At 71.1% G+C, this 19,818-nt stretch carries 17 protein-coding genes; 5 read left to right on the plus strand and 12 right to left on the minus strand.

Annotated features, from left to right (window positions below):
- Window positions 1–9 precede the first annotated feature (9 nt).
- Complete coding sequence (locus tag QQM67_RS13945) at window positions 10–912, minus strand: helix-turn-helix domain-containing protein (RefSeq protein WP_314174117.1); 903 nt, start codon at window positions 910–912, stop codon at window positions 10–12.
- A 370-nt stretch (window positions 913–1,282) separates the two neighbouring features.
- Here QQM67_RS13945 and QQM67_RS13950 point away from each other — a divergent pair, with 370 nt between their 5' ends.
- Window positions 1,283–2,566: an FAD-binding protein gene (locus tag QQM67_RS13950; protein WP_314174118.1), complete on the plus strand. Its 1,284-nt coding sequence runs from the start codon at window positions 1,283–1,285 to the stop codon at window positions 2,564–2,566.
- Between the two features lie 123 nt (window positions 2,567–2,689).
- Here QQM67_RS13950 and QQM67_RS13955 read toward each other — a convergent pair whose 3' ends face one another.
- From QQM67_RS13955 to QQM67_RS13980, 6 genes are all read right to left on the minus strand, one after another.
- The gene (locus tag QQM67_RS13955) at window positions 2,690–3,184 is read right to left on the minus strand and encodes a VanZ family protein (protein WP_314174120.1); all 495 of its coding nucleotides are present in this window, start codon (window positions 3,182–3,184) and stop codon (window positions 2,690–2,692) included.
- A gap of 506 nt (window positions 3,185–3,690) precedes the next feature.
- Window positions 3,691–4,497 carry an SAM-dependent methyltransferase gene (locus tag QQM67_RS13960; RefSeq protein WP_314174121.1) on the minus strand — a complete coding sequence of 269 codons (807 nt, stop codon included), beginning with the start codon at window positions 4,495–4,497 and terminating at the stop codon, window positions 3,691–3,693.
- A gap of 125 nt (window positions 4,498–4,622) precedes the next feature.
- Window positions 4,623–5,804 carry an acyl-CoA dehydrogenase family protein gene (locus QQM67_RS13965; RefSeq protein ID WP_314174122.1) on the minus strand — a complete coding sequence of 394 codons (1,182 nt, stop codon included), beginning with the start codon at window positions 5,802–5,804 and terminating at the stop codon, window positions 4,623–4,625.
- Entirely contained in the window at window positions 5,801–7,387 is a 1,587-nt protein-coding gene (locus QQM67_RS13970) for a 3-hydroxyacyl-CoA dehydrogenase NAD-binding domain-containing protein (protein ID WP_314174123.1), read from the minus strand. Before QQM67_RS13970 ends, QQM67_RS13965 begins: the two co-directional genes overlap by 4 nt.
- 126 nt (window positions 7,388–7,513) lie before the next feature.
- Window positions 7,514–8,290: a CoA-transferase subunit beta gene (locus QQM67_RS13975; RefSeq protein WP_314174124.1), complete on the minus strand. Its 777-nt coding sequence runs from the start codon at window positions 8,288–8,290 to the stop codon at window positions 7,514–7,516.
- A 54-nt stretch (window positions 8,291–8,344) separates the two neighbouring features.
- Window positions 8,345–9,292, minus strand: coding sequence for a CoA transferase subunit A (locus QQM67_RS13980; RefSeq protein ID WP_314174125.1), 948 nt, complete (start codon window positions 9,290–9,292; stop codon window positions 8,345–8,347).
- Between the two features lie 203 nt (window positions 9,293–9,495).
- Here QQM67_RS13980 and QQM67_RS13985 point away from each other — a divergent pair, with 203 nt between their 5' ends.
- The gene (locus tag QQM67_RS13985; RefSeq protein WP_314174478.1) at window positions 9,496–10,443 is read left to right on the plus strand and encodes a LysR family transcriptional regulator; all 948 of its coding nucleotides are present in this window, start codon (window positions 9,496–9,498) and stop codon (window positions 10,441–10,443) included.
- A 160-nt stretch (window positions 10,444–10,603) separates the two neighbouring features.
- Entirely contained in the window at window positions 10,604–11,836 is a 1,233-nt protein-coding gene (locus QQM67_RS13990) for an acetyl-CoA C-acetyltransferase (RefSeq protein ID WP_314174126.1), read from the plus strand.
- Between the two features lie 142 nt (window positions 11,837–11,978).
- Here QQM67_RS13990 and QQM67_RS13995 read toward each other — a convergent pair whose 3' ends face one another.
- The gene (locus QQM67_RS13995) at window positions 11,979–12,560 is read right to left on the minus strand and encodes an LAETG motif-containing sortase-dependent surface protein (RefSeq protein WP_314174127.1); all 582 of its coding nucleotides are present in this window, start codon (window positions 12,558–12,560) and stop codon (window positions 11,979–11,981) included.
- A gap of 361 nt (window positions 12,561–12,921) precedes the next feature.
- Here QQM67_RS13995 and QQM67_RS14000 point away from each other — a divergent pair, with 361 nt between their 5' ends.
- Window positions 12,922–14,235, plus strand: coding sequence for a S1 family peptidase (locus QQM67_RS14000; RefSeq protein ID WP_314174128.1), 1,314 nt, complete (start codon window positions 12,922–12,924; stop codon window positions 14,233–14,235).
- 116 nt (window positions 14,236–14,351) lie between these two features.
- Here QQM67_RS14000 and QQM67_RS14005 read toward each other — a convergent pair whose 3' ends face one another.
- The 3 genes from QQM67_RS14005 to QQM67_RS14015 all read right to left on the minus strand — a co-directional run bounded on the left by QQM67_RS14005 (window position 14,352) and on the right by QQM67_RS14015 (window position 18,419).
- Window positions 14,352–16,487, minus strand: a complete 2,136-nt coding sequence (locus tag QQM67_RS14005) for a neutral/alkaline ceramidase (protein ID WP_314174130.1) — start codon at window positions 16,485–16,487, stop codon at window positions 14,352–14,354.
- A gap of 113 nt (window positions 16,488–16,600) precedes the next feature.
- Window positions 16,601–17,674, minus strand: a complete 1,074-nt coding sequence (locus QQM67_RS14010; RefSeq protein ID WP_314174131.1) for an LLM class flavin-dependent oxidoreductase — start codon at window positions 17,672–17,674, stop codon at window positions 16,601–16,603.
- A gap of 226 nt (window positions 17,675–17,900) precedes the next feature.
- The gene (locus QQM67_RS14015) at window positions 17,901–18,419 is read right to left on the minus strand and encodes a lytic polysaccharide monooxygenase auxiliary activity family 9 protein (protein ID WP_314174132.1); all 519 of its coding nucleotides are present in this window, start codon (window positions 18,417–18,419) and stop codon (window positions 17,901–17,903) included.
- A 394-nt stretch (window positions 18,420–18,813) separates the two neighbouring features.
- Between QQM67_RS14015 and trxA the strand changes: the two genes are divergently transcribed.
- Window positions 18,814–19,230: a thioredoxin gene (trxA, locus tag QQM67_RS14020; protein ID WP_314174133.1), complete on the plus strand. Its 417-nt coding sequence runs from the start codon at window positions 18,814–18,816 to the stop codon at window positions 19,228–19,230.
- Here trxA and QQM67_RS14025 read toward each other — a convergent pair.
- The gene (locus QQM67_RS14025) at window positions 19,218–19,799 is read right to left on the minus strand and encodes a DoxX family protein (protein WP_314174134.1); all 582 of its coding nucleotides are present in this window, start codon (window positions 19,797–19,799) and stop codon (window positions 19,218–19,220) included. The genes trxA and QQM67_RS14025 overlap by 13 nt on opposite strands.
- Window positions 19,800–19,818 lie beyond the last annotated feature (19 nt).

Here is a 19,818-nt window from a genome sequence, read left to right on the forward strand (position 1 = left end):
CGGGTCGCCTCAGAGTTCGCCGAGCATGCCCAGCAGCAGCGAGCGGGTCTGCTGTGCCGGGGCGGCGCCGGTCACCAGCCGGTCGATCACGTGCCGGTAGTAGTCGACTTCCTCACGCTCGGCGGGGTACGTGGCGCCGATGAGCTGCTCCAGGTAGATCACGTCGGGCAGTTCGCGCTCGGGCAGCCGCAGCAGCGTCACGGGTCCGCCGGCGGCGGCGTGGCCGCCTGCCGCGAACGGCATGATGTGGATCGTGACGTGAGGCAGTTCGCAGGCGGCGATGAGGTGTTCCAGCTGGCCGCGCATCGTTTCGGGTCCGCCGACGCCGCGGCGCAGCGCGGCCTCGTCGATGACGGCCCACAGGTGCGGCGGCTTCGCGCAGTGCAGGATGCGCTGGCGCAGCATGCGCAGCTCGACCCGGCGGCGGATCCTCGACTCGGGGCCGTTGGGGTGTCCGAGCTCGACGACGGCACGGGCGTACTCGGGTGTCTGGAGCAGCCCGGGGACGAACTGGACCTCGTAGGTACGGATGACGCCCGCGGCCTGCTCCAGCCCGAGGTAGGTGTGGAACCAGTCCGGCACCACGTCGTGGTAGGCGTGCCACCAGCCGGGGGCGTTGGTCTGCACGGCCAGGGCCTGGAGGGTGGCGTGTTCGGTCGCGTCGGTGATGCCGTAGATGGTCAGCAGGTCCGCCACGTCCCGCTCGCGGAATCCGCTGCAACCGCGCTCCAGTTGGGCGATGGTCACGTCCGAGGTCTTGATGGCCTCCCCGGCCTCCTTGCGGGATATGTACTGCGCCTCCCGCAGTCTGCGCAGCCGCTCCCCCAGCACCAGGCGGGGCACGGCGGGCCCTGCGGGCCGGTCCGGGATGCGGCGGTCGGGCGGGCCGCCCGGAATCTCAGTGATGCGCATGCCTCAGCTCCCCGTGCTGTGAACGCATTGGTCGCGCCACGGTGACCATGTGTCCGCTCCGGTCCACTCCTCCTCGCGCTGCGCGAGGGGTACGTTTCCACGGCACTGTCCGTCCTCATTCCCGCACATGCCCCTGTCCAGTCCCCGCCACCGGGTCACTGGGAGGGGGACCGTTGCGCAAGTTGCACAAGGGATGGAATGTACGTTGTGTGGCGTGGTTCGGCCAATCCCGGAGGCCGAAAATGTTTCCCTACGGGCGGCAGACCGCGCAACCCGATCGAATCCGGACGCGGAACGGGCTCGCTGATCCCCCTCGGGCCGGATTCCGCACCCCAACAGCCCGCACCGAGCCCGACGTTCAGGAACGCACATGCCTGCATCCGGTCTGACATCCGGCCTTCCCGCCCGAAACTGGGCGGGCAACACCGTCTTCGGCGCACGGAGCGTCCAACGTCCCGAGTCCGTCGAGGAGTTGCAGCACATCGTCGGCTCCGCGGACCGTGTGCGGGCGCTCGGCAGCGGCCATTCCTTCAACCGCGTCGCCGACACCAGCGGCGACCTGGTGCGCCTCGACGGCCTCCCGCGCCTCGTGGACGTCGACGAGGAGGCCGCCACCGTCACCGTGTCCGCGGGCATGCGGTACGGCGAGGTGGCCACCCTGCTGCACGCGAGCGGATACGCCCTGGCCAACATGGCCTCGCTGCCGCATATTTCGGTCGCGGGCTGCTGCGCGACGGCCACGCACGGCTCCGGCGACTCGGAGAAGTGCCTCGCCGCGGCGGTGACGGCGATGGAAGTCGTGGGCGCGGACGGCGCGTTGTCGCTGCTGAGCCGCGAGAGCGACCCGGAGCGCTTCCCCGGCACGGTGGTCGCGCTGGGCGCCCTGGGCATCGTCACGCGGCTCACGCTCAGCGTGGAGCCCACCTTCGAGGTCTCCCAGCACATCTACACCGGCGTCCCCCTCACGGAGGTCGCCGCACGATTCGGGGAGATCTTCTCAAGCGCCTACAGCGTCAGCGCGTTCACCGACTACCGCAGCGGCGAGGCACGTGTCTGGGTCAAGCGCCGCACCACCGAACGGGACGGCAGCGTCAGGCCGCCGGGGTGGGAGGGCGAGACACCTGCCGACGCCGCCCACCACCCGATTCCGGGCATCCCGGCAACGCACTGCACCGAGCAGCTCGGAGTGCCGGGCCCGTGGTACGCGCGGCTTCCGCACTTCCGGCCGGACTTCACGCCCAGCAACGGCGAGGAGTTGCAGTCCGAGCTGCTGCTGCCCCGCGGCGCGGCCCCGGAGGCGCTGGCCGAACTGCGCGCGCTCGGAAAGCGCATCGCACCGGTGCTCCAGATCTCCGAGGTGCGTACCGTCGCCGCCGACGACCTGTGGCTGAGCCCGGCCTGGGAGCGCGACTGCGTGGCCTTCCACTTCACCTGGGTCAAGGACACGGAGGCGGTGCTGCCGGTGGTGGCCGCCGTCGAGGAGCGGCTGCTGCCGCTGGGGGCACGGCCTCATTGGGGCAAGCTCATCGCCATGGAACCGGAGCGGATCGCGTCGCTGTACGAACGGGCCGGGGACTTCCGGCAGTTGGTACGGGAGCGCGACCCCGGGCGCGTATTCGCCAACGACTTCGTGGACCGGGTCTTCGCGCTCTGAAAGCGGTCGCTCTCCGGGGTGCGGATCGCGTCCGCGCGGGCCGGGTTCGGCGCGTCAGGCCGACGCACGCCGATACGCGCCTCACGCCCAGGAGTTGACGTCCGCGTGCTCATGTCCGCGTGTTCACGTCCGCGTGCTCTGCGGTGACGCGCTCCGTGACGTGCCGCTCTTCGCCTTGCGGTGCCACCAGTGGCGCCGTTGCGGATGCACGGCACGGCCCAGACGCCGCCCGAGGATCAGATAACCGAGCATGGCGCCGGTGGTGTTGAGGATGACGTCGTCGATGTCGAAGGCCCGGCCCTGGACCAGGGCTCCCTGAACCAGCTCGACCAGCAGCATGACCAGCGCGGTGGCCGCCATCACCCGCAGCAGACCCCGGGTCGGCGGCACCAGTGCCGGCAGCAGCGCGCCGAAGGGCATGCCGAGCACGATATTGCCGCCCAACTGCTTGAGAGCGTCGCGGAGGGCCGGCTGCGCGAGGTACGCGCGGATCGAGTCGCCGGGACGGAGGTTGCTGTGGACGAGCGACTCGGACGCGGCCGAGGGCCCCAGCGTCAGCTTCGACAGGACGACGGCGAAGCCCACCATCGCGGCGAACGCCGCCAGCAGAATCAACACACGCCAGACGAGGGGCAGTCGGTGCCGCGTGAGAGCGTCGTCAAGGGCGCCCGAGGCGGGCTGCCTCCGGGCCGGCGGCTGTTTACGCGTTGCCGCCTTCTTCCCGGACGGCGCCCTCTTCGCAGCGCCTTGCCTCTTCGCCGGAGCTCGCGCTGCCCCCGCCGCCTGCTTCTTCGCCGGTGCCCGCTTCTTCCCCGCACCTTGCTTCTTCGCCTGCTGCTTCGTCTGTTGCTTCGTCTGCTGCTTCGCAGCAGGGCGCTTCGGCTTGCTCGTCGAGGGCTGCTTCCCGTCGGCTGGCTGCCTTCCGGCGGACGCCGGCTTCCCCGCGGGCCGCTTCGGCCCGGCCGATGCCGCCTGCTTCCTTCCCCTCGTTCCGTTCAGAAAGTTCCGCACCTGCTCGCACCCCCGGAGGGCGTCAGTACTGTCTGGCCAGCAGTTACCCCCGGCAGTTCGAAGCATGCGCCGCCCGCGCTCCGGCCGGCCGCCGGCGGGACCAGGGCTCGGGATCAGGGCTTGCGTGCGACGCCGCCGTAGACAGGGAACTCCGCGTCGGTGATCTCCGGTTGCGCCTCACCGCCGGCGGGCCGCCAGCGGTGCGCGACGACGACGCCCGGGTCGACGAGTTCCAGCCCCTCGAAGAAGCGGCTCACTTCCGAGCTGGAGCGGATCTGCCCCTCCGCGACCGTCGACTGGTATGCCTCGGCGACGCGCGTCAGCAGATCCGGGTCGAAGTCGGCGGTGGCGTGGGAGACGACCAGATAGCTGCCGGACGGCAGCGCGTCCATGAGAGTGCGAACGATGTCATAAGCGCCACGCTCGTCGGTGATGAAGTGCAGCAGAGCGACCAGGGAGAGCGCCACCGGGCGGTCCATGTCGAGCGTTTCCCGCAGCTCGCGGGCGGCCAGGATGGTCTCGGGCTCGGTGACGTCGGCGTGCAGATAGGCCGTACGTCCCTGCGGCGTACTGGTCAGCAGGTCCCGAGCGAGGCGCAGCACGATGGGGTCGTTGTCCGCGTAGACGATCCGGCTCTCCGGGGCGACGGCCTGGGCGACCTGGTGGAGGTTGGGTTCCGTCGGTATCCCGGAGCCGATGTCCAGGAACTGCCGCACACCGGCCTCTTCGGCCAGCCAGTGCGTCACCCGGTGCATGAACTCGCGGTTGAGGCGGGCGCCGAGCACGACTCCAGGCCATACGCGCGTGACTCGTTCCGCGGCGGCCGCGTCCGCTTCGTAGTGGCTCTTGCCGTTCAGCCAGTAGTCGTAGACCCGTGCCGGATGGGGCCTGCTGGTGTCGATCTCGTCGTTCGCGGTCACTGCTCTCCCCTGTGCGCGCGTTCGCGGGCGAAACACCCTCTCACCGATGGCTGTCCCGGACAGCTCCGGATCCGGCCGAACGCCCCGTCACGCCGGCGATCCCCGCGTCGCGCGGGCCGTCGTCGTCACGTCATGGCGTCCACACCGGTCAGGGCGCGGCCGATGATCAGCTTCTGTACCTGGCTTGTGCCCTCGTAGAGGGTGAGCACGCGGGCGTCTCGCAGGTATTTGCCGACTGGGTACTCGTCTATGAAGCCGTAACCGCCGAAGGTCTGAAGGCAGTTGTTGCTGACCCGCACGGCGGCCTCGCTCGCGTGGTATTTGGCGACGGACGCGTCCGTCGCGTACTCCTTCGGCGAGGCGCCCGCGTCGGCCATCCTCGCCACGTGGTGGGTGAGCAGCCTGGCCGCCCGCACGTCGACCTCGGAGTCGGCCAGCAGCTCCTGGACCAGCTGGAACGAGGCGAGGGGCCTGCCAAACTGCTCGCGCTGCGTGGCGTATTCGACCGCCGCGTCGAGCGCGCCCTGGGCGAGGCCGACGGCGCCCGCGGCCACGGAGATGCGGCCGCGGGAGAGCGCCCCGAGCGCGATGCCGAGCCCGCGGCCGGCCGCGCCGAGCCGGGCGGAGTCGGGTACGCGCACGCCGTCGAGGGTGATTTCGGCCGTGGCCTGTCCGCGCAGGCCGAGCTTGCCGTGGATCTCCGTGGCGGTCAGGCCGGGGGTGTCCGTGGGCACGAGGAACGCGGTGACGCCGCTCTCGCTCGTACGGGCGAAGGTCAGCGCGACGTCGGCGACGGTGCCGTTGGTGATGAACATCTTGCTGCCGTCGAGGACCCAGTCGCCGCCGTCGCGGGTGGCCCGGGTGCTCAGCGATCCGGCGTCGGAGCCGGTGCCGGGCTCGGTCAGCGCGAAGCAGCCCAGTGCGTCGCCGCGGACCAGTCTCGGTATCCACTCCTCGCGTTGGGCCTCGGTGCCGTGCGCCGCGATGGTCTTCGTGACCAGGCCGAGGGAGACGGAGACGATGCCGCGCACCGCGGAGTCGCCCCGGCCCAGCTCCTCGGTGGCGAGGACGTACGAGAGCAGGTCCGCCTCTGTGCCGCCGTACCGCTCGGGCACGGTCAGCCCCAGGAAGCCCAGTTCGCCGAGGCGCTTGGGAATGCCCGGGTCGACACGTTCGGCGCGGTCCCATTCGCGGGCGTGGGGTGCGATCTCGGCGTCGACGAAGTCCGCCGCCATGGCGCGGATGTCGCGCTGGGTCTCGGTGAGGCCGAAGTCCCGGCTCCGGCCCGTGAAGTCCCGGCTGGTCATGGGGAGTTCTCCTGGGAGTGCTGGGGGTGCTGTTCGTGTGCGCCGAGCGGTGCGTCGGGGGCGGTCAGCGGCATCCCCAGCTGCGCGCGTTCCGTGACCCACCGCGTGGGCCGGTAGCGGGGATCGCCCGTGGCGTCGAGCAGAGCGCGTTGCAGGCCGAGCATCCGTGCCGCGCCGATGCGTTCGCCCCAGGCGAGCGGCCCGTACGGGTAGCCGAGGCCCGCGGTGACCGCCACGTCGATGTCGCCGGGTGCGGCGATGTGGCGTTCGGCGATGGAGGCCGCGACGGAGACGATGGAGGCGAGCAGGCGCTGTGCGACGGAGCCCGCGGTGTCCCGTACGACCGTGATCTGCGCGCCGCCGGCGCCGAGGACGGCCGCCGCGTCCCGTACGGCTCCGGCACCGGTGGCCGGTGTCACCGCGAGCACGCGGCGTGCGCCGTCCGCCGACAGCGGGTCGATGCCGAGCGTGCGGTCCGCGGGCAGGCCGTGCTCGGCGACCGCGCCGGCCACGGTGCCGCCCCATGTGGGGACGAGCAGCACGGGCTCGGGGCCCGAGCCCTGCCGGCCCTCTCCTGCGCCGGGTTCGGTACGGCTGCCGAGGAGGCCTCGTACCGTCTCCGCGTCCGGCCCTTCGCCGACGACGGTCACGGCGCGCGTGGCGTCGCCGCCCCCGGGTGCCGGGGTGGGCGCGGCGGCGTCGCCGGGCGCGTCGGGGCCGTACGGATAGAAGCCGCGCCCGCTCTTGCGCCCGTACAGCCCCGCGGTGACGCGGTTCGCGGTCAGGTACGAGGGCCGCAGCCGGTCGGAGTGGCGGAAGCCCCGCCAGATGGTGTCGATCACGGACGCGGTGACGTCGAGGCCGGTGAGGTCCATGAGCTCGAACGGGCCCATGCGCAGGCCGAGCACGTCGCGGGCGACCGCGTCGAGGTCGCCGGGCGGGGCCACGGACTCCTCCAGCAGCGCCAGCGCCTCGGTGACGAGCCCGCGTCCCGCGTGGTTCACGAGGAACCCGGGGGTGTCCGCGACGGTCACCGCGCGGTGCCCGCAGCCCTCGACGAAGCCGGTGAGGAACGCGGGGACGTCCTCGCGGGTCGCCGCGCCGGGGACGACCTCCGCGATCTTCATCAGCGGTACGGGGTTGAAGAAGTGGAGGCCTGCGAGGCGGGACGGATCGGCCGCGCCGGCCAGCCGTGCGCCGATCGCGGTGACGGAGAGGGACGAGGTGTTGGTGGCGAAGACGGTGGTCTCTGGCAGCACCTTCGCGAGTTCGGCGAACACACCGGCCTTGGTCTCCAGGTCCTCGCGCACGGCCTCGATGACGAGCGCGGGGGCGGTCCCGGCGTCGTCCGGCGCGGCGAAGGGCGAGGAGAGCGGCAGCAGCCGCTCTCGGGCGGCGTCGGCGTCCGACCGGCTCATCCGTCCCTTCTCCACGGCCCGCTCCAGCATGCCGGTCACGAAACCGACGGCTTCGGTCACCGACTCCTGCCGTACGTCGGCGAGTTCGACGGTGTGCCCGGCTGTGGCGGCCCATTGGGCGATGCCGCGTCCCATGACGCCCGTGCCGACGACTCTGATGCGCATCTCTTCTCCCGCCTTCGCTCCCCCGGGGCGCCGCGCCGCAGCGCGCCCGTGCTGCCGCGTGCCCTGCCGCAGGGTTCCGTCCGGCCGGTCCACCGTCCAGCCGGTCCAGGTCGGTCCCTCCCGTTCTCAGCGCAGATAGACCCGCTCGGGGTCCACATCCTCGCGCAGCAGGGCGAGTTCGGCGTCCGTGGGCGGGTCGATCACGCTCAGGCCGTCCGCCACCCGGAGGTCCCAGCCGGTGCCGGCGATCGCGTCCTCGGCCGTCACGCCCGGGTGCAGGGCGGCCAGCTTCAGCTCCTCGCCCACGCCTTCGCGGGCGAGGATGCCCAACTCCGTGATGACGCGCGTGACTCCGGCTCCCAGGGGACGGATGCCGTCGGCGAGGGCGCGGTCCGGGCCGGGCGAGGTGCAGAAGTCGAGCTCTTCGGTGAAGGAGCGCGGATCGTGCCGGCGCATGACGACGAACACCTCGGCGGAGTTGGCCATGACCTCGTTCGCGCCGCCCGAACCCGGCAGCCGCGTCCTGGGGTGGTGCCAGTCGCCGATGACGGACGAGTTGAGGTTGCCCCACTTGTCGATCTGCGCGGCGCCGAGGAAGCCGACGTCGATGTGGCCGCCCTGGAGTACGGAGCCGAACAGCGTGGGCATCGGGATCACCGCTTCCGCGCCGGTGATGAGCACGGCGTCCGCGATCGTCTCGGGGAGGTGCGAGGGGTGGGCGCCGCACACGCCGGACTCGTAGACGATCTCCAGCTCGGGCGCGACGGTGAGATGCGCGAGCGAGGCTGCCAGCGTGGGCAGCCCGATTCCTGCGAACACCGCGCGCCTGCCCGCCAGTTCGCGGGAGGCGACGACGGAGAGCAGCTCGGAGGAGGTCACGGCGCTGGTGGTTCCTGCGGTCATCTGCGGCTCACTTCCATGCACTCGGGGCTGCGGACGGGAGGGGCGGGCGGGCGGTCACAGGCGCCGCCCGTAGTTGACGGGCCGGCTCATCGCCTCGCCGACGGCGAGCCCGTCCCAGAACTCCTCGCCGAGCTTGTCGACGTACTCGGCGTGGTCCCGGGTCCCGTGCACCCACTCCGCCAGCCAGGCGGTCAGCCGCTCCTTGTCCTTGCTGATCGCCGACCAGGAGCGGTAGAAGGCGTTGTCGCGGTCGTAGTAGCCCTGCGCGAAGGAGGGGTGTGCGCCGCGGGGGCAGACGACGACGGCGTCCACGGCGTGTGCCGGGATGAGCGTGCGGTTCGGGTCGGAGCGTACGACGTCGTCCTCGACGATCTCCTCCACGACGACGACCGCCTTGCGCGCGGCGTAGACGGCCTCGGCCTGTACGCCGGTCAGGCCCCAGATCTGGGTGTTCCCGGAGCGGTCGGCGCGCTGCGCGTGCACGATCGTCACGTCCGGGTTGACGGGCGGCACGACGTAGATCTCCTCGGTCTCGCCGTCCGGGCCCGGATAGGGCGAAGTGACCTTGCGCAGCGCCGGGTTGACGCCCGGCAGGTCGCTGCCGCCGTAGCTGCGCAGCGGGTAGAAGGGCAGCCGCTGTGCTCCGGCCATGTAGCGGCAGATCATCCCGTAGTGGCTGTACTCCTCGAAGGCGAGGGGCTCGGGGTCCGCGCGCTCCACGCGGCGGCGCAGCTCGCCCAGCGAGCCCGCGGAGGAGTTGCCGACGAAGGAGGAGACGAGCCGCGAGACGCACCCTGCCGCGAGCATCTGGTCCACGACGATGTCGGCGGTCATGCGGACGACGGTCAGGTCGCGGCGGCCCTGGCGGATGATCTCGTGACCGGCGGCGGTCGGTATGAGGTGCGTGAAGCCTTCGAGGGAGACGGTGTCGCCGTCGCGTACGTAGGTGCCGACGGCCTCCCGCATCGTCGTCGTCTTGTCGGTCGCGGTCTCCACGGACATCTCCACATCTCCTCGGCGGGGCTCGGCGGGGCTCTTCACGGCACGAACCGGCAGGTTCGGCAGGGCGGCGGCGGGGCGGCGGGGCGGCGGGCATCGGCAGGGTCCGGGACCACGCTCCCACCCTCCATTGATTGGCGTCCAATACCGAATTAAGGTCAGTTTGAGACGCGAGACTGATAACTGACCGAGGGGCCGTGCCCGACGTGGAACTGCGCTATCTCTCCTCCTTCGTCGCCGTCGCCGAGGAGCTGCACTTCGGCCGCGCCGCCAAGCGGCTCCAGATGGCGCAGCCGCCCCTGAGCCAGCAGATCCGGCAGCTGGAGCGGGAGCTGGGCGTGCAGCTCTTCGAGCGGAGCACGCGCTCGGTGCGGCTGACCAGCGCCGGTGAGGCCTTCCTCAAGCCGGTCCGCACCGTCCTGGCCGACATCGACATCGCCACCCGCGTCGCCAAGGCGGCCGGCCGCGGTGAGTACGGGCGCGTCAGCGTCGGCTTCGCCGGTGCTTCCAGCCACGCGACCCTTCCCCGGCTCACCCGTGCCGTACGGTCGGCGCACCCCGGCATCGAGCTCGTCATGCTCGGCCAGACCTATGCCAACCACGCGCTGACGCGGGTCGCCGACGGCACCCTCGATCTGGGCTTCGTGCGGCTTCCGGTGAACCGGCCGGGCGTCGAACACCGGGTGATCGCCGAGGAGGAGCTGGTGTGCGCCCTGCCCTCGGACCACCGGCTCGCGCGGCACGGCCGGATCGCCGTGGCGGACCTTGCCGAGGAGCCGTTCGTCAGCTTCCCGGACCGCACCGGGTCGAGCCTGCGGGACGTCACGCTCGACACGTGCGCGCAGAACGGCTTCCATCCGCGGATCGTGCAGGAGGCCCCCGACTCGTACACGATCCTGGCGCTCGTGGCGATGGGAGTCGGGGTGACGCTCACGCTCACCTCCTGCATGCACGTCCAGCAGACCGGGCTGGTCTACCGGCCGCTCGCCGGGCCGCCCGTCGTACTGGAGTCGGCGCTCGCATGGCGCACGGACAACCCGTCGGCGGCGCTGCGCAGCGTCCTGGACGTCGCGGCGGAGACGCTGCCCCACCCCGGGGAGGGCGGAGACAGCGGCAGCGACAACGACAACGGCGGGGACGGCGGCGGCGATTGAGTACGCCTGCATATCAGTGCGAGGCGAATCGGATATTGGACCGGAAAAGTGCGCGGTGGAAGGGTCGTACGCGAGCGTCAGCCCGTCCGCACCCCGACCGCCCTGCACAGATTGCGCGCCACGACCAGACCGCCACCTCCAGCCAGGAAGGCCACACCCCATGTCAGCCCCCGTCCCGGCTCGTTCCGACGTCGTCGTCTGCCATCCGCTGCGCACACCGATCGGGCGCTTCGGAGGTGCCCTGGCGGGCCAGCGGCCTGCCGCGCTGGCGGCACACGTCATCTCCGAAGTCGTCGCGCGCAGCGGCATCGACGGCTCGCGGGTCGACGAGGTCATCCTCGGCCACGCATACCCCAGCGCAGAGGCCCCGGCCATCGGACGGGTCGCCGCGCTCGACGCGGGCCTGCCGGAGTCGGTCACCGGCATCCAGATCGACCGGCGCTGCGGCTCGGGCCTCCAAGCGGTGCTCGACGCGGCCATGCAGATACAGGCGGGCTTCAGCGAGGTCGTGATCGCGGGCGGCGTCGACGTGATGAGCGCGGCGCCGTACTACACGCACGAGGGCCGGTGGGGCATCAAGGGTCCCGGGCTCCAGCTGCACGACGCCCTCGCGCGCGGCCGGGTCACCGCGGGCGGCGAGCACCACCCGGTGCCGGGCGGCATGATCGAGACGGCCGAGAACCTGCGCCGCGAGTACGGCGTCTCCCGAGCCGACCAGGACGCCCTGGCGCTGCGCTCGCAGCAGCGTGCCGCCCGCGCGATGGAGGAGGGGTGGTTCGCGGAGGAGATCGTCCCGGTCACGGTGCGGGGACGCAAGGGTGAGAGCACCGTCTCCGTGGACGAGCATCCGCGGCCGGAGACGACGGCGGAGCAACTGGCCGCGCTGCGCCCGGTGATGGGCAAGGCGGACCCCGAGGCGACGGTGACCGCGGGCAACGCCAGCGGGCAGAACGACGCCGCCGCCGCATGCCTCGTCACCACCGCCGCCACGGCCGAACGCCTCGGCGTGCGGCCGCTGTTGCGGCTGGTCTCCTTCGCACGTACGGGCGTTCCGGCGAAAACGATGGGGATCGGCCCGGTGGGCGCGACCAGGGCGGCGCTGGAGCGCGCGGAGCTCTCGGCGCGGGACGTGGACCTGATCGAGCTGAACGAGGCCTTCGCCGCTCAAGTCCTTGCCTGCACACGTGAGTTGGGACTGACGGAGCAGGACCACGAGGAGCGGATCAACGTCTGCGGCTCCGGCATCTCGCTGGGCCACCCGGTCGGTGCGACGGGTGCGCGCATCCTCACGACGCTGGCGCACCACATGCACCGCACACAGGCGCGGTACGGCCTGGAGACGATGTGCATCGGCGGCGGGCAGGGGCTGGCCGCGGTGTTCGAGCGCTGCTGACGTCGGGCGGCGGCCTGGGGCCCGTGCTGCTGGACTGTCCGGCGAGGTGCGGGAGGTGCGGCACACGCTACGAGGGCCCGGCAGCCGTCGTTCGGCTGCCGGGCCCCTTCGTGCCGTGCTTCGAAGAGCGTGCTGGTGAGGCTCAGTCCTGCGCGGAGCGGCGCTTGCGCGCGACCACGACCAGGCCCGCGCCCGCGACGAGGACGACACCGGCGGCGCCGGCGATCATCGGGGTGGCGCTGGAGGCACCGGTCTCGGCGAGGTCGTCGCCTCCGCCGTTGGGAGCGGTGCTGGGCTTCTCGGACGGCGCCGGGGCTTCGCTGCTGGACTCGCTGGGCGAGGGAGCGGGCGACGAGGGCGAGGGGGACTCCTCGCACACGGGCGACATCTTGTGCTCGTCGCGGGAGAACTTGTCGTCGTCACCGGCCTTGATGACCAGGTGCACGTCGAGCGGCGACGTGTGCTTGGGCAGCTTCACCTTCTTGTCGAAGGTCCTGCCGAACTCCTCGTTCACCAGGGTCTTCTCGCCCGCGGTGATCGTGATGGTGTTCTTGGCCTGCTCGTTGTAGTTCTCGAGGTGGATGCTCGTGGAGTAGCAGTCCACGTTCCAGCCCGGCACGTGGGCCGAGGCCGGCGAGGCGACGAACATCCCTGTGCCGACAAGGGCGGCAGCACCGGTGGCGACGGCGGCGGAGCGGTGCCATCTCTGGCGTATAGCAGTCATGGTCTCCCTCTGAGGATGAAGAAGTGATGCAGAGCGGATGTCGTGCGAGGACAGCACGGTACTCCCCGGTACATCACTGGTCTCGCCTGCCCCCCGATTACCAAGAAGCCCTGCAAAAGGGGCAGTTCAGGCGTGGTGGCGTGTGATGCGACGCTCCCCCGTGCGGTCCGGTGGCTGCCCGCCCGTTCCCGCTGGAACCCGCTGACCCTACCGCCTCCCGGACAACGGCGGGGGAAACTCACGGACATTGAGCGGTCTCAACTACGAAACAAAGCGAGCGAGTACCTGTGGAGCACCATGGCGTGCCACTGCGCCGAGCCGGCAACAAGGCGCCGGTCCACCATCCAGGGAGGTCAGTGAGTTGAGCCATCGACGCAAGGACAGCAAGCGGGCGTATGTGATAGCCGGCGCGGGCACAGCGGCACTGGCGACGGCCGCGATCATGCTGCCGTACGCGAACGCGGGGCAGCAGGCGCAGCCGGGTCCGCGCACGATGAGCGCAAAGGCAGCCGCCGCGATGGGCACGAAACTCGCGGACGAGAACGGATCGAGTACGGCGGGCTGGTTCATCGACAGCAAGGCGAAACGCCTGGTCATGAACGTACTCGACGAGGAGACCGCGCAGCGCGTCCAGGAGAGCGGCGCCCAGGCCAGAATGGTCCAGAACTCCAAGGCGGAGCTGAAGAAGGCCAGCGACACGCTGGCGAACGGCGCTTCGGTGAAAGGTTCGGCCTGGTCCGTGGACCCGCGTACCAACAAGGTCTCCGTGCTCGCCGACAGCACCGTCGACAGCCAGGAGTGGGCCTCGCTGAAGAAGACCGCCGACAGCATGAGCGGCATGATGACGCTGAAGCGGACCGGCGGCGAGTTCAAGCGGTTCCACGGCAACGGCGGCGCGGGCGCCATGGAAGAGGGCAACGGCGCGGGCAACGGCGCCGGCCAGGGTGCCGAAGGCGCCGGCAACGGCAACGGCGCGGGCCAGGGCGACGAGGGCGCGGCCGCCGGCGACGGCAGCCAGGCCGCCGCGGAAGGCGTGCTCGGCGGCGACGCCATCTTCGCCGGAGGCGTCCGCTGTTCCCTCGGCTTCAACGTCCAGGTGGACGGCGCGCCCGGCTTCCTGACGGCGGGCCACTGCGGCAACGAGGCGAAGAACTGGACCTCCGACGAGGGCGGCGCCAACGCGCTCGGCACGATCCAGGACTCGAAGTTCCCGGAGACCGACTTCGCGATCGCCACCCTCGACGACGCGCAGGCCGAGGCGACCAGCGCCGTGAACCTCGACCCGCTGGGCGAGGGCCAGGGCGGCACGCAGGAGATCACCGGAGCCGCCGAGGCGGCCGTGGGCATGCAGGTGCAGCGCAGCGGCAGCACGACCGGCGTCACCGACGGCGAGGTCACGGGCCTGGACGCCACGGTCGACTACGGCGGCGGCGACGTCGTCAACGGCATGATCCAGACGAACGTCTGCGCCGAACCCGGCGACAGCGGCGGCGCGATGTTCTCCGAGGACAAGGCAGTCGGCCTGACCTCCGGCGGCAGCGGCGACTGCACGCAGGGCGGCGAGACCTTCTTCCAGCCGGTGACCGCGGCGCTGGAGGCGACCGGCGCGACGATCGGCGACGGCGGTGCCGGGGCCGGTGACCAGGCCGGACAGCAGGAACAGCAGCAGCAGTAGTCACACACAGCAAGTACGGCAAGCGCTGCCCGGGTCGCCCGCCCCCGACGGGCGACCCGGGCAGAAGCCGCTCGCACGAGCGGCCGGGTGAGTAAGCCGCTCCGGCGGGCGGCCCGTCAGCCGCTCACGGTGAAACCGGGACTGGTGCCGGAGATGGCCTTCGGGTCGCCCGCGACCGGCTTGGCGTCGCCCTCGTAGGCGATGCGGTACTCGCCCGAGTCCGTCCCCTTGGGGATGTCCCAGGTGACCGTCACCTTCGAGGCGGCGACGCCGTACCGCTCCCAGTGGAAGGTCGTCGACCAGTCGCCGTCGTCCGCGACGGTGCGCCATCCTCCGTCCTTCCGCTGCTCCACGCGCAGATAAGTCCCGCCCCTGTGCAGCACGTTGCCGGGGTGGGCGCCCGCGAAGACCACCGTGACCCGCTCCCCTGCCCGGTAGTTGGCGCGCGGCGCCGTGAGCACGTCGCCGAACTCGTGCGACAGCGGCGGTGCGTCGAGCACGATCGGCGGCTGGAGCGAGATCGTCTTGCCGGAGATGTCCGGGGCGACGGGTCCGATCGGCAGGCTCTCCCCGTCGCGCATCGCGCGCGCGAGCCGCGCCGCCGTCTGCTGGATCGCGGGCAGCTGCCATCGCCCGAAGAGGGTGCTGCCGCCCTCGTACTGCTGCGAGTCGTACTCCTCCGGCGTGGTGAGGTAGTGGAAGTAGGAGTTGGCGTAGCCCGCGACGAGTACGTCCCGCAGGTCCGCGCCGACGGTCTCCGCGACGGTGCGGCGCAGCCGCAGCCCGGCGCACACGGTGACCTCCCCGGGGACGCCGATCAGGTACAACTGCCCGATGCGCAGCAGCTGTACGGGCACCTGCTCCTGCACCCACGGATAGATCGCGTTCATCTCGCCGATGGGTACGAAGATGCCCTTCGGCGCCTGCGCCTCGCGCAGTTCGGGCGACGCCTCGTAGATGACGGAGTCCGAGATGGTGTCCCACAGGGGGTTCTCGCCCTCGTCGAAGCCGGGGAAGGCGGGGCCGTCCTCGAGGCTTCCGGCCGCCATCGCCGCGCCGATCGCGGGCTTCGCCGTCTTGTGCTGCTTGCCGTCTCCCGTGTACTCGGGCTCGACGGTGACGTCGGAGAGGTCGATGTAGACGAGCCGGGAGTCCACGCCGCCCGTCATCTTCGTGCCGCGCTGGTCGAGTTGGCCGGCGGCGGACTCGTACTGACGCAGACCGGACTCGCGGGTGTGCCCGAAGTCGGCGGGCGTCGTCGGCGGCTTCAGATCCAGGTTCGGGGACATGTCGCCGGCGTTCGTCTGCGCGAACGCGCAGACGAAGTCGGGTGCGGCGTCCGCGAGATAGTCCGCGCCCTCGACCTCCCGCTCCCAGTGGTAGGCGGCGTAGCCCTTGTTGTCCGCGCTGATCAGCTTGTTGTCGCCGGACATGCTGGTGCCGTGCACGGGGAACCAGTTGACCGCTCCGGCGGCGCGCCCGTCGCGCTCGACGCGCAGCAGGGTGCTCTGCGTGTCGACGGCGTCGGGGAAGTGGCCTCGCAGGTCCGAGGGGTTGCGCTCGAAGGCCTCGCGGGACCTGTTGGCGTTGGTGCCGCGCAACTCGGCGTGGGTGAGGGTCAGTTCGGACGGCGCGAGGTCCTCGTGGGCGCGGACGGCCGCTTCGGTGATCCCGTCCGTCATGGCCTCGAAGGTCTTCTTGTGGAAGCCCAGCGTGGTGAGGTCGTAGAGCAGATGGTGCGAGGAGCCGCCCGGCCCGCAGTGGGTGTGCGTGGCGGCGATCATGACGTTGCGGTGCGTGTAGCGGTCGCCGTACTTCTCCCCGAGTCTCTTGAGCACCGCCTGGTGCACGCTCTCGAAGATCATGGCGGTGTCGACGACGACGAGGAGCACGCGCTCGTCCGTCTCCCGGTCGGCGAAGACGAACGCCCGGGCGCGCAGCCGCGTATGGAGTCCTTGCGCCTGCTGGTCGACGCGGCCGTAGCCCATCATGCCGACCTCGGCTATCTCGCCGGTGGCGTCGGAGACGCCCCGGCCGACGAGATAGCCGCTCGCGGCAGCGGCGGCGTGTGCGGCCCGATCCGCTTGCGCGGCGCGGGCGTTGGGGGCCGCCCCGGCCAGTCCGACGCCCGTCAGTGCTGCGCCTGCGCGCAGTACCGTGCGTCGGCTGCTGTGCTGGGGCGGGGAGTCCGGAGACGTGGGGTGCTCCGGTTCGCCGGCGGACGGCGGGGTGTGGGGGTGGGTACTACTCAACGGGTTCTCCTCGGTAGGGATACTTCCCGGTAACTGCCCGTTGAGGATGGCAGCCCCTGTCACCTCTCACAATGAGCGTGCGGGGATTGCCTGAAAAAAGGACCGGACCAATCTCAGGTGCGCTGCGCGAGCAGCGACGCGTGGGTCGGAGCGTCCGGAACTCCGGCGGGCCGGCGTGCGGCGAACTCCTTGCGCAGCACGGGCACGACCTCTTCGCCGAGCATGTCCAGCTGCTCCAGCACGGTCTTCAGCGGAAGCCCCGCGTGGTCCATCAGGAACAGCTGCCGCTGGTAGTCGCCGAAGGACTCGCGGAAGGTGAGGGTCTTGTCGACGACCTCCTGCGGACTGCCCACTGTCAGCGGCGTCTGCTCCGTGAACTCCTCCAGCGTGGGCCCGTGTCCGTAGACGGGCGCGTTGTCGAAGTACGGACGGAACTCCCGTACGGCGTCCTGGGAGTTCCTGCGCATGAACACCTGGCCGCCGAGGCCGACGATCGCCTGCTCCGGGGTTCCGTGGCCGTGGTGGGCGAAGCGTTCGCGGTAGAGCCCGATGAGCTTCATGTAGTGCTCCTTGGGCCAGAAGATGTTGTTCGCGAAGAAGCCGTCGCCGTAGTACGCGGCCTGCTCGGCGATCTCGGGGCTGCGGATGGAGCCGTGCCAGACGAACGGCGGCACCCCGTCCAGCGGGCGCGGCGTGGCGGTGAAGCCGTGCAGCGGGGTGCGGAAGCGGCCCTCCCAGTCCACGACGTCCTTGCGCCAGAGCTCGTGCAGCAGCGCGTAGTTCTCGATGGCCAGCGGGATGCCCTGGCGGATGTCCTGCCCGAACCACGGATAGACGGGTGCGGTGTTGCCGCGGCCCATCATCACGTCCACCCGGCCGTCGGCCAGGTGCTGGAGCATCGCGAAGTCCTCGGCGATCTTCACCGGGTCGTTGGTGGTGATCAGCGTCGTCGACGTGGACAGGACGAGATGCTCGGTGCGGGCGGCGATGTATCCGAGCATGGTCGTCGGCGACGACGGGACGAACGGCGGATTGTGGTGCTCGCCCGTGGCGAAGACGTCGAGCCCCACCTCTTCCGCCTTCAGCGCGACGGCGACCATCGACTTGATCCGCTCGTGCTCGCTCGGCGTGCTGCCGTCGGTGGGATCGGGTGTCACGTCCCCGACGCTGAAGATCCCGAACTGCACGGCTCTCACCCTCTCGTTCGCTGCGGCGCGCGACCTGTAGTTCACTCTTGAACTACGCCGGGGAGTCTCCCACGCGCGTCACTTCCATGGTCGCGCGGAGGGCGAGCTGAGGCGACGCCGCAGGACACGCGCCCGCGACCGGCCGCGGGCCACGCACACGACGGCGCCGCCGGAGTCGCACCTCCGGCGGCGCCGCGTGGGACGAGGGGAAGAGGGGCCGGCGGCGTCAGCCGCCGATGTTCACGTCGATGCAGGCGTAGAACGCGTTGGCCGTATCGGCGATGTTCCACACGGCGAGCACCTTCTGCTTGCCGCTCAGGCCGCCGAAGTCGACCTGGTGCGTGACCGTCTCACCGGGCTGCGCCCCTCCGTCGTCGAACTCCGCGATCTTCGAGCCGCCGACGAAGTACTGCCATGTGCTCGTCGAGTGGCGAGCCGTCAGATGCCACTTGAAGCTCGTCGACTTGCCGACGTCGGTGACCGCCCAGCCCTTGCTGTCGTCGTCCAGCTCGGCGAACTTCTGGTTGCCGCCGCTGCAACTCGTCAGCCCCTTGGGGCCCTCGACGCTCTGCGGCTCGTACTTGATGTCTCCGCACTCGACGGTGCCCGCCGCGCACTGCGCCTGCCTGCTCGGCGGCGAGTCGACGTAGCCGTGCGCACTGGCCGGCGAGGCCGGCAGGGTGAGGACGAGCAGAGGCGCGACCCCCGCCCCGATACTTGCCGCGAGCTTCCTCTTGAAGTGCATGCCAACTCCTTCACGGTCCGGGCCGCCGGCAAGCGGCGAGGAGGGGAGGGCACACGGGTGCCGCACACCCTTACGGACGGCCTCGTTGAGCACGGAGGCGATGTGAAGGCACGCCCCGCCAGCGGCGAGGACCAGCCGTGGGAGGAGGTTCTGACGGCTTCGAGCTGGGGGACCCGTTATTCACGCTCGCCATTAGTCTAGACCATAGCGATTGTCTGGGATCGGTCAAGAGTTCCGGACGCGATTGGTGAGAGCGCTTGCGGAACATCGGGGCCGGACGAGCGGTTTACGTCGCGTGAGACGGTGGGAACGCGGTCCCAGACTCCCGGCATCACCCGTCGGGCCCACTGAGGGCCGCCACGGTCCGACACCGTCCTCAACAGCAGGAGAGCACATGAGCACCACGGAGCTCACCAAGGCCAACTTCGACGAGGTCGTCGCGGACGACGGCTTCGTGCTGATCGACTTCTGGGCGGGCTGGTGCGGTCCGTGCCGGCAGTTCGCGCCTGTCTACGAGGCGGCTGCCGAGCGTCACTCCGATCTGACCTTCGCGAAGGTGGACACCGAGGCCGAGCAGGAGCTCGCCGCGGCCTTCGAGGTCCAGTCGATCCCCACGCTGACGATCGTGAGGGACCGCATCGTCGTCTTCTCGCAGCCGGGAGCGCTGCCCGAGGCCGCGCTGGAGGACCTGATCGGCCAGGCGCGCGGCCTGGACATGGAAGAGGTACGCCAGTCCGCGGGGGTGCCCGAGGAGGAGGCCGGCGAGGCCGGCGAGCCCGGGCAGTCCGGCGCCGCGGGTCAGCCGGGCTGAGACTCCTCCCCCGCCTCCTCGCGCTGGGCGCGCGCCCGCCTGGAGACGACGCACGCCACCGCGGCCGCCGCGGCGGCGAACGTCACCACCGGCATCCAGGGCTGGTTGAGCCGGTGCCCCAGCAGATGGTCCAGAGAGAAGCCGCCCGGCCCCGCGAGCGCGAGGACCGTGCCCGCGAGCCCCAGGAAGGCCGGATACTCCAGCCCTCCCTTGTCGTTGAAGAACCCCGCCGGCACATGGATGGAGGCGGCGCCCGACATCGCCGCCGCCACCGCGGCGCCGGCTCCCGGAGTCGCCAGACCCAGCGCGAGCAGCGTCCCGCCTCCGGCCTCACCGAGACCGGAGGCGAGGGCGTGGTTGCGCCCGGGCCGGAAGCCGAGCTGTTCCATGAACCGTCCGGTGCCCTCCAGGCCGTGACCGCCGAACCAGCCGAAGAGCTTCTGCGTACCGTGTGCGAAGAGGACGCCTCCGGTTCCGAGGCGCAGCGCGAGGAGTCCGAGGTCGTGCCGGGTGTTGTGGATGCGGTGGCTGCGCCGGTGGCGCCTGCCGCAGCACATCGTGTGGCCCATGGCGTCGTCCCTTCTCAGG

It is taken from the genome of Streptomyces winkii (assembly GCF_032248595.1).
In the GTDB taxonomy this organism is placed as follows: Bacteria; Actinomycetota; Actinomycetes; order Streptomycetales; family Streptomycetaceae; genus Streptomyces; species Streptomyces winkii.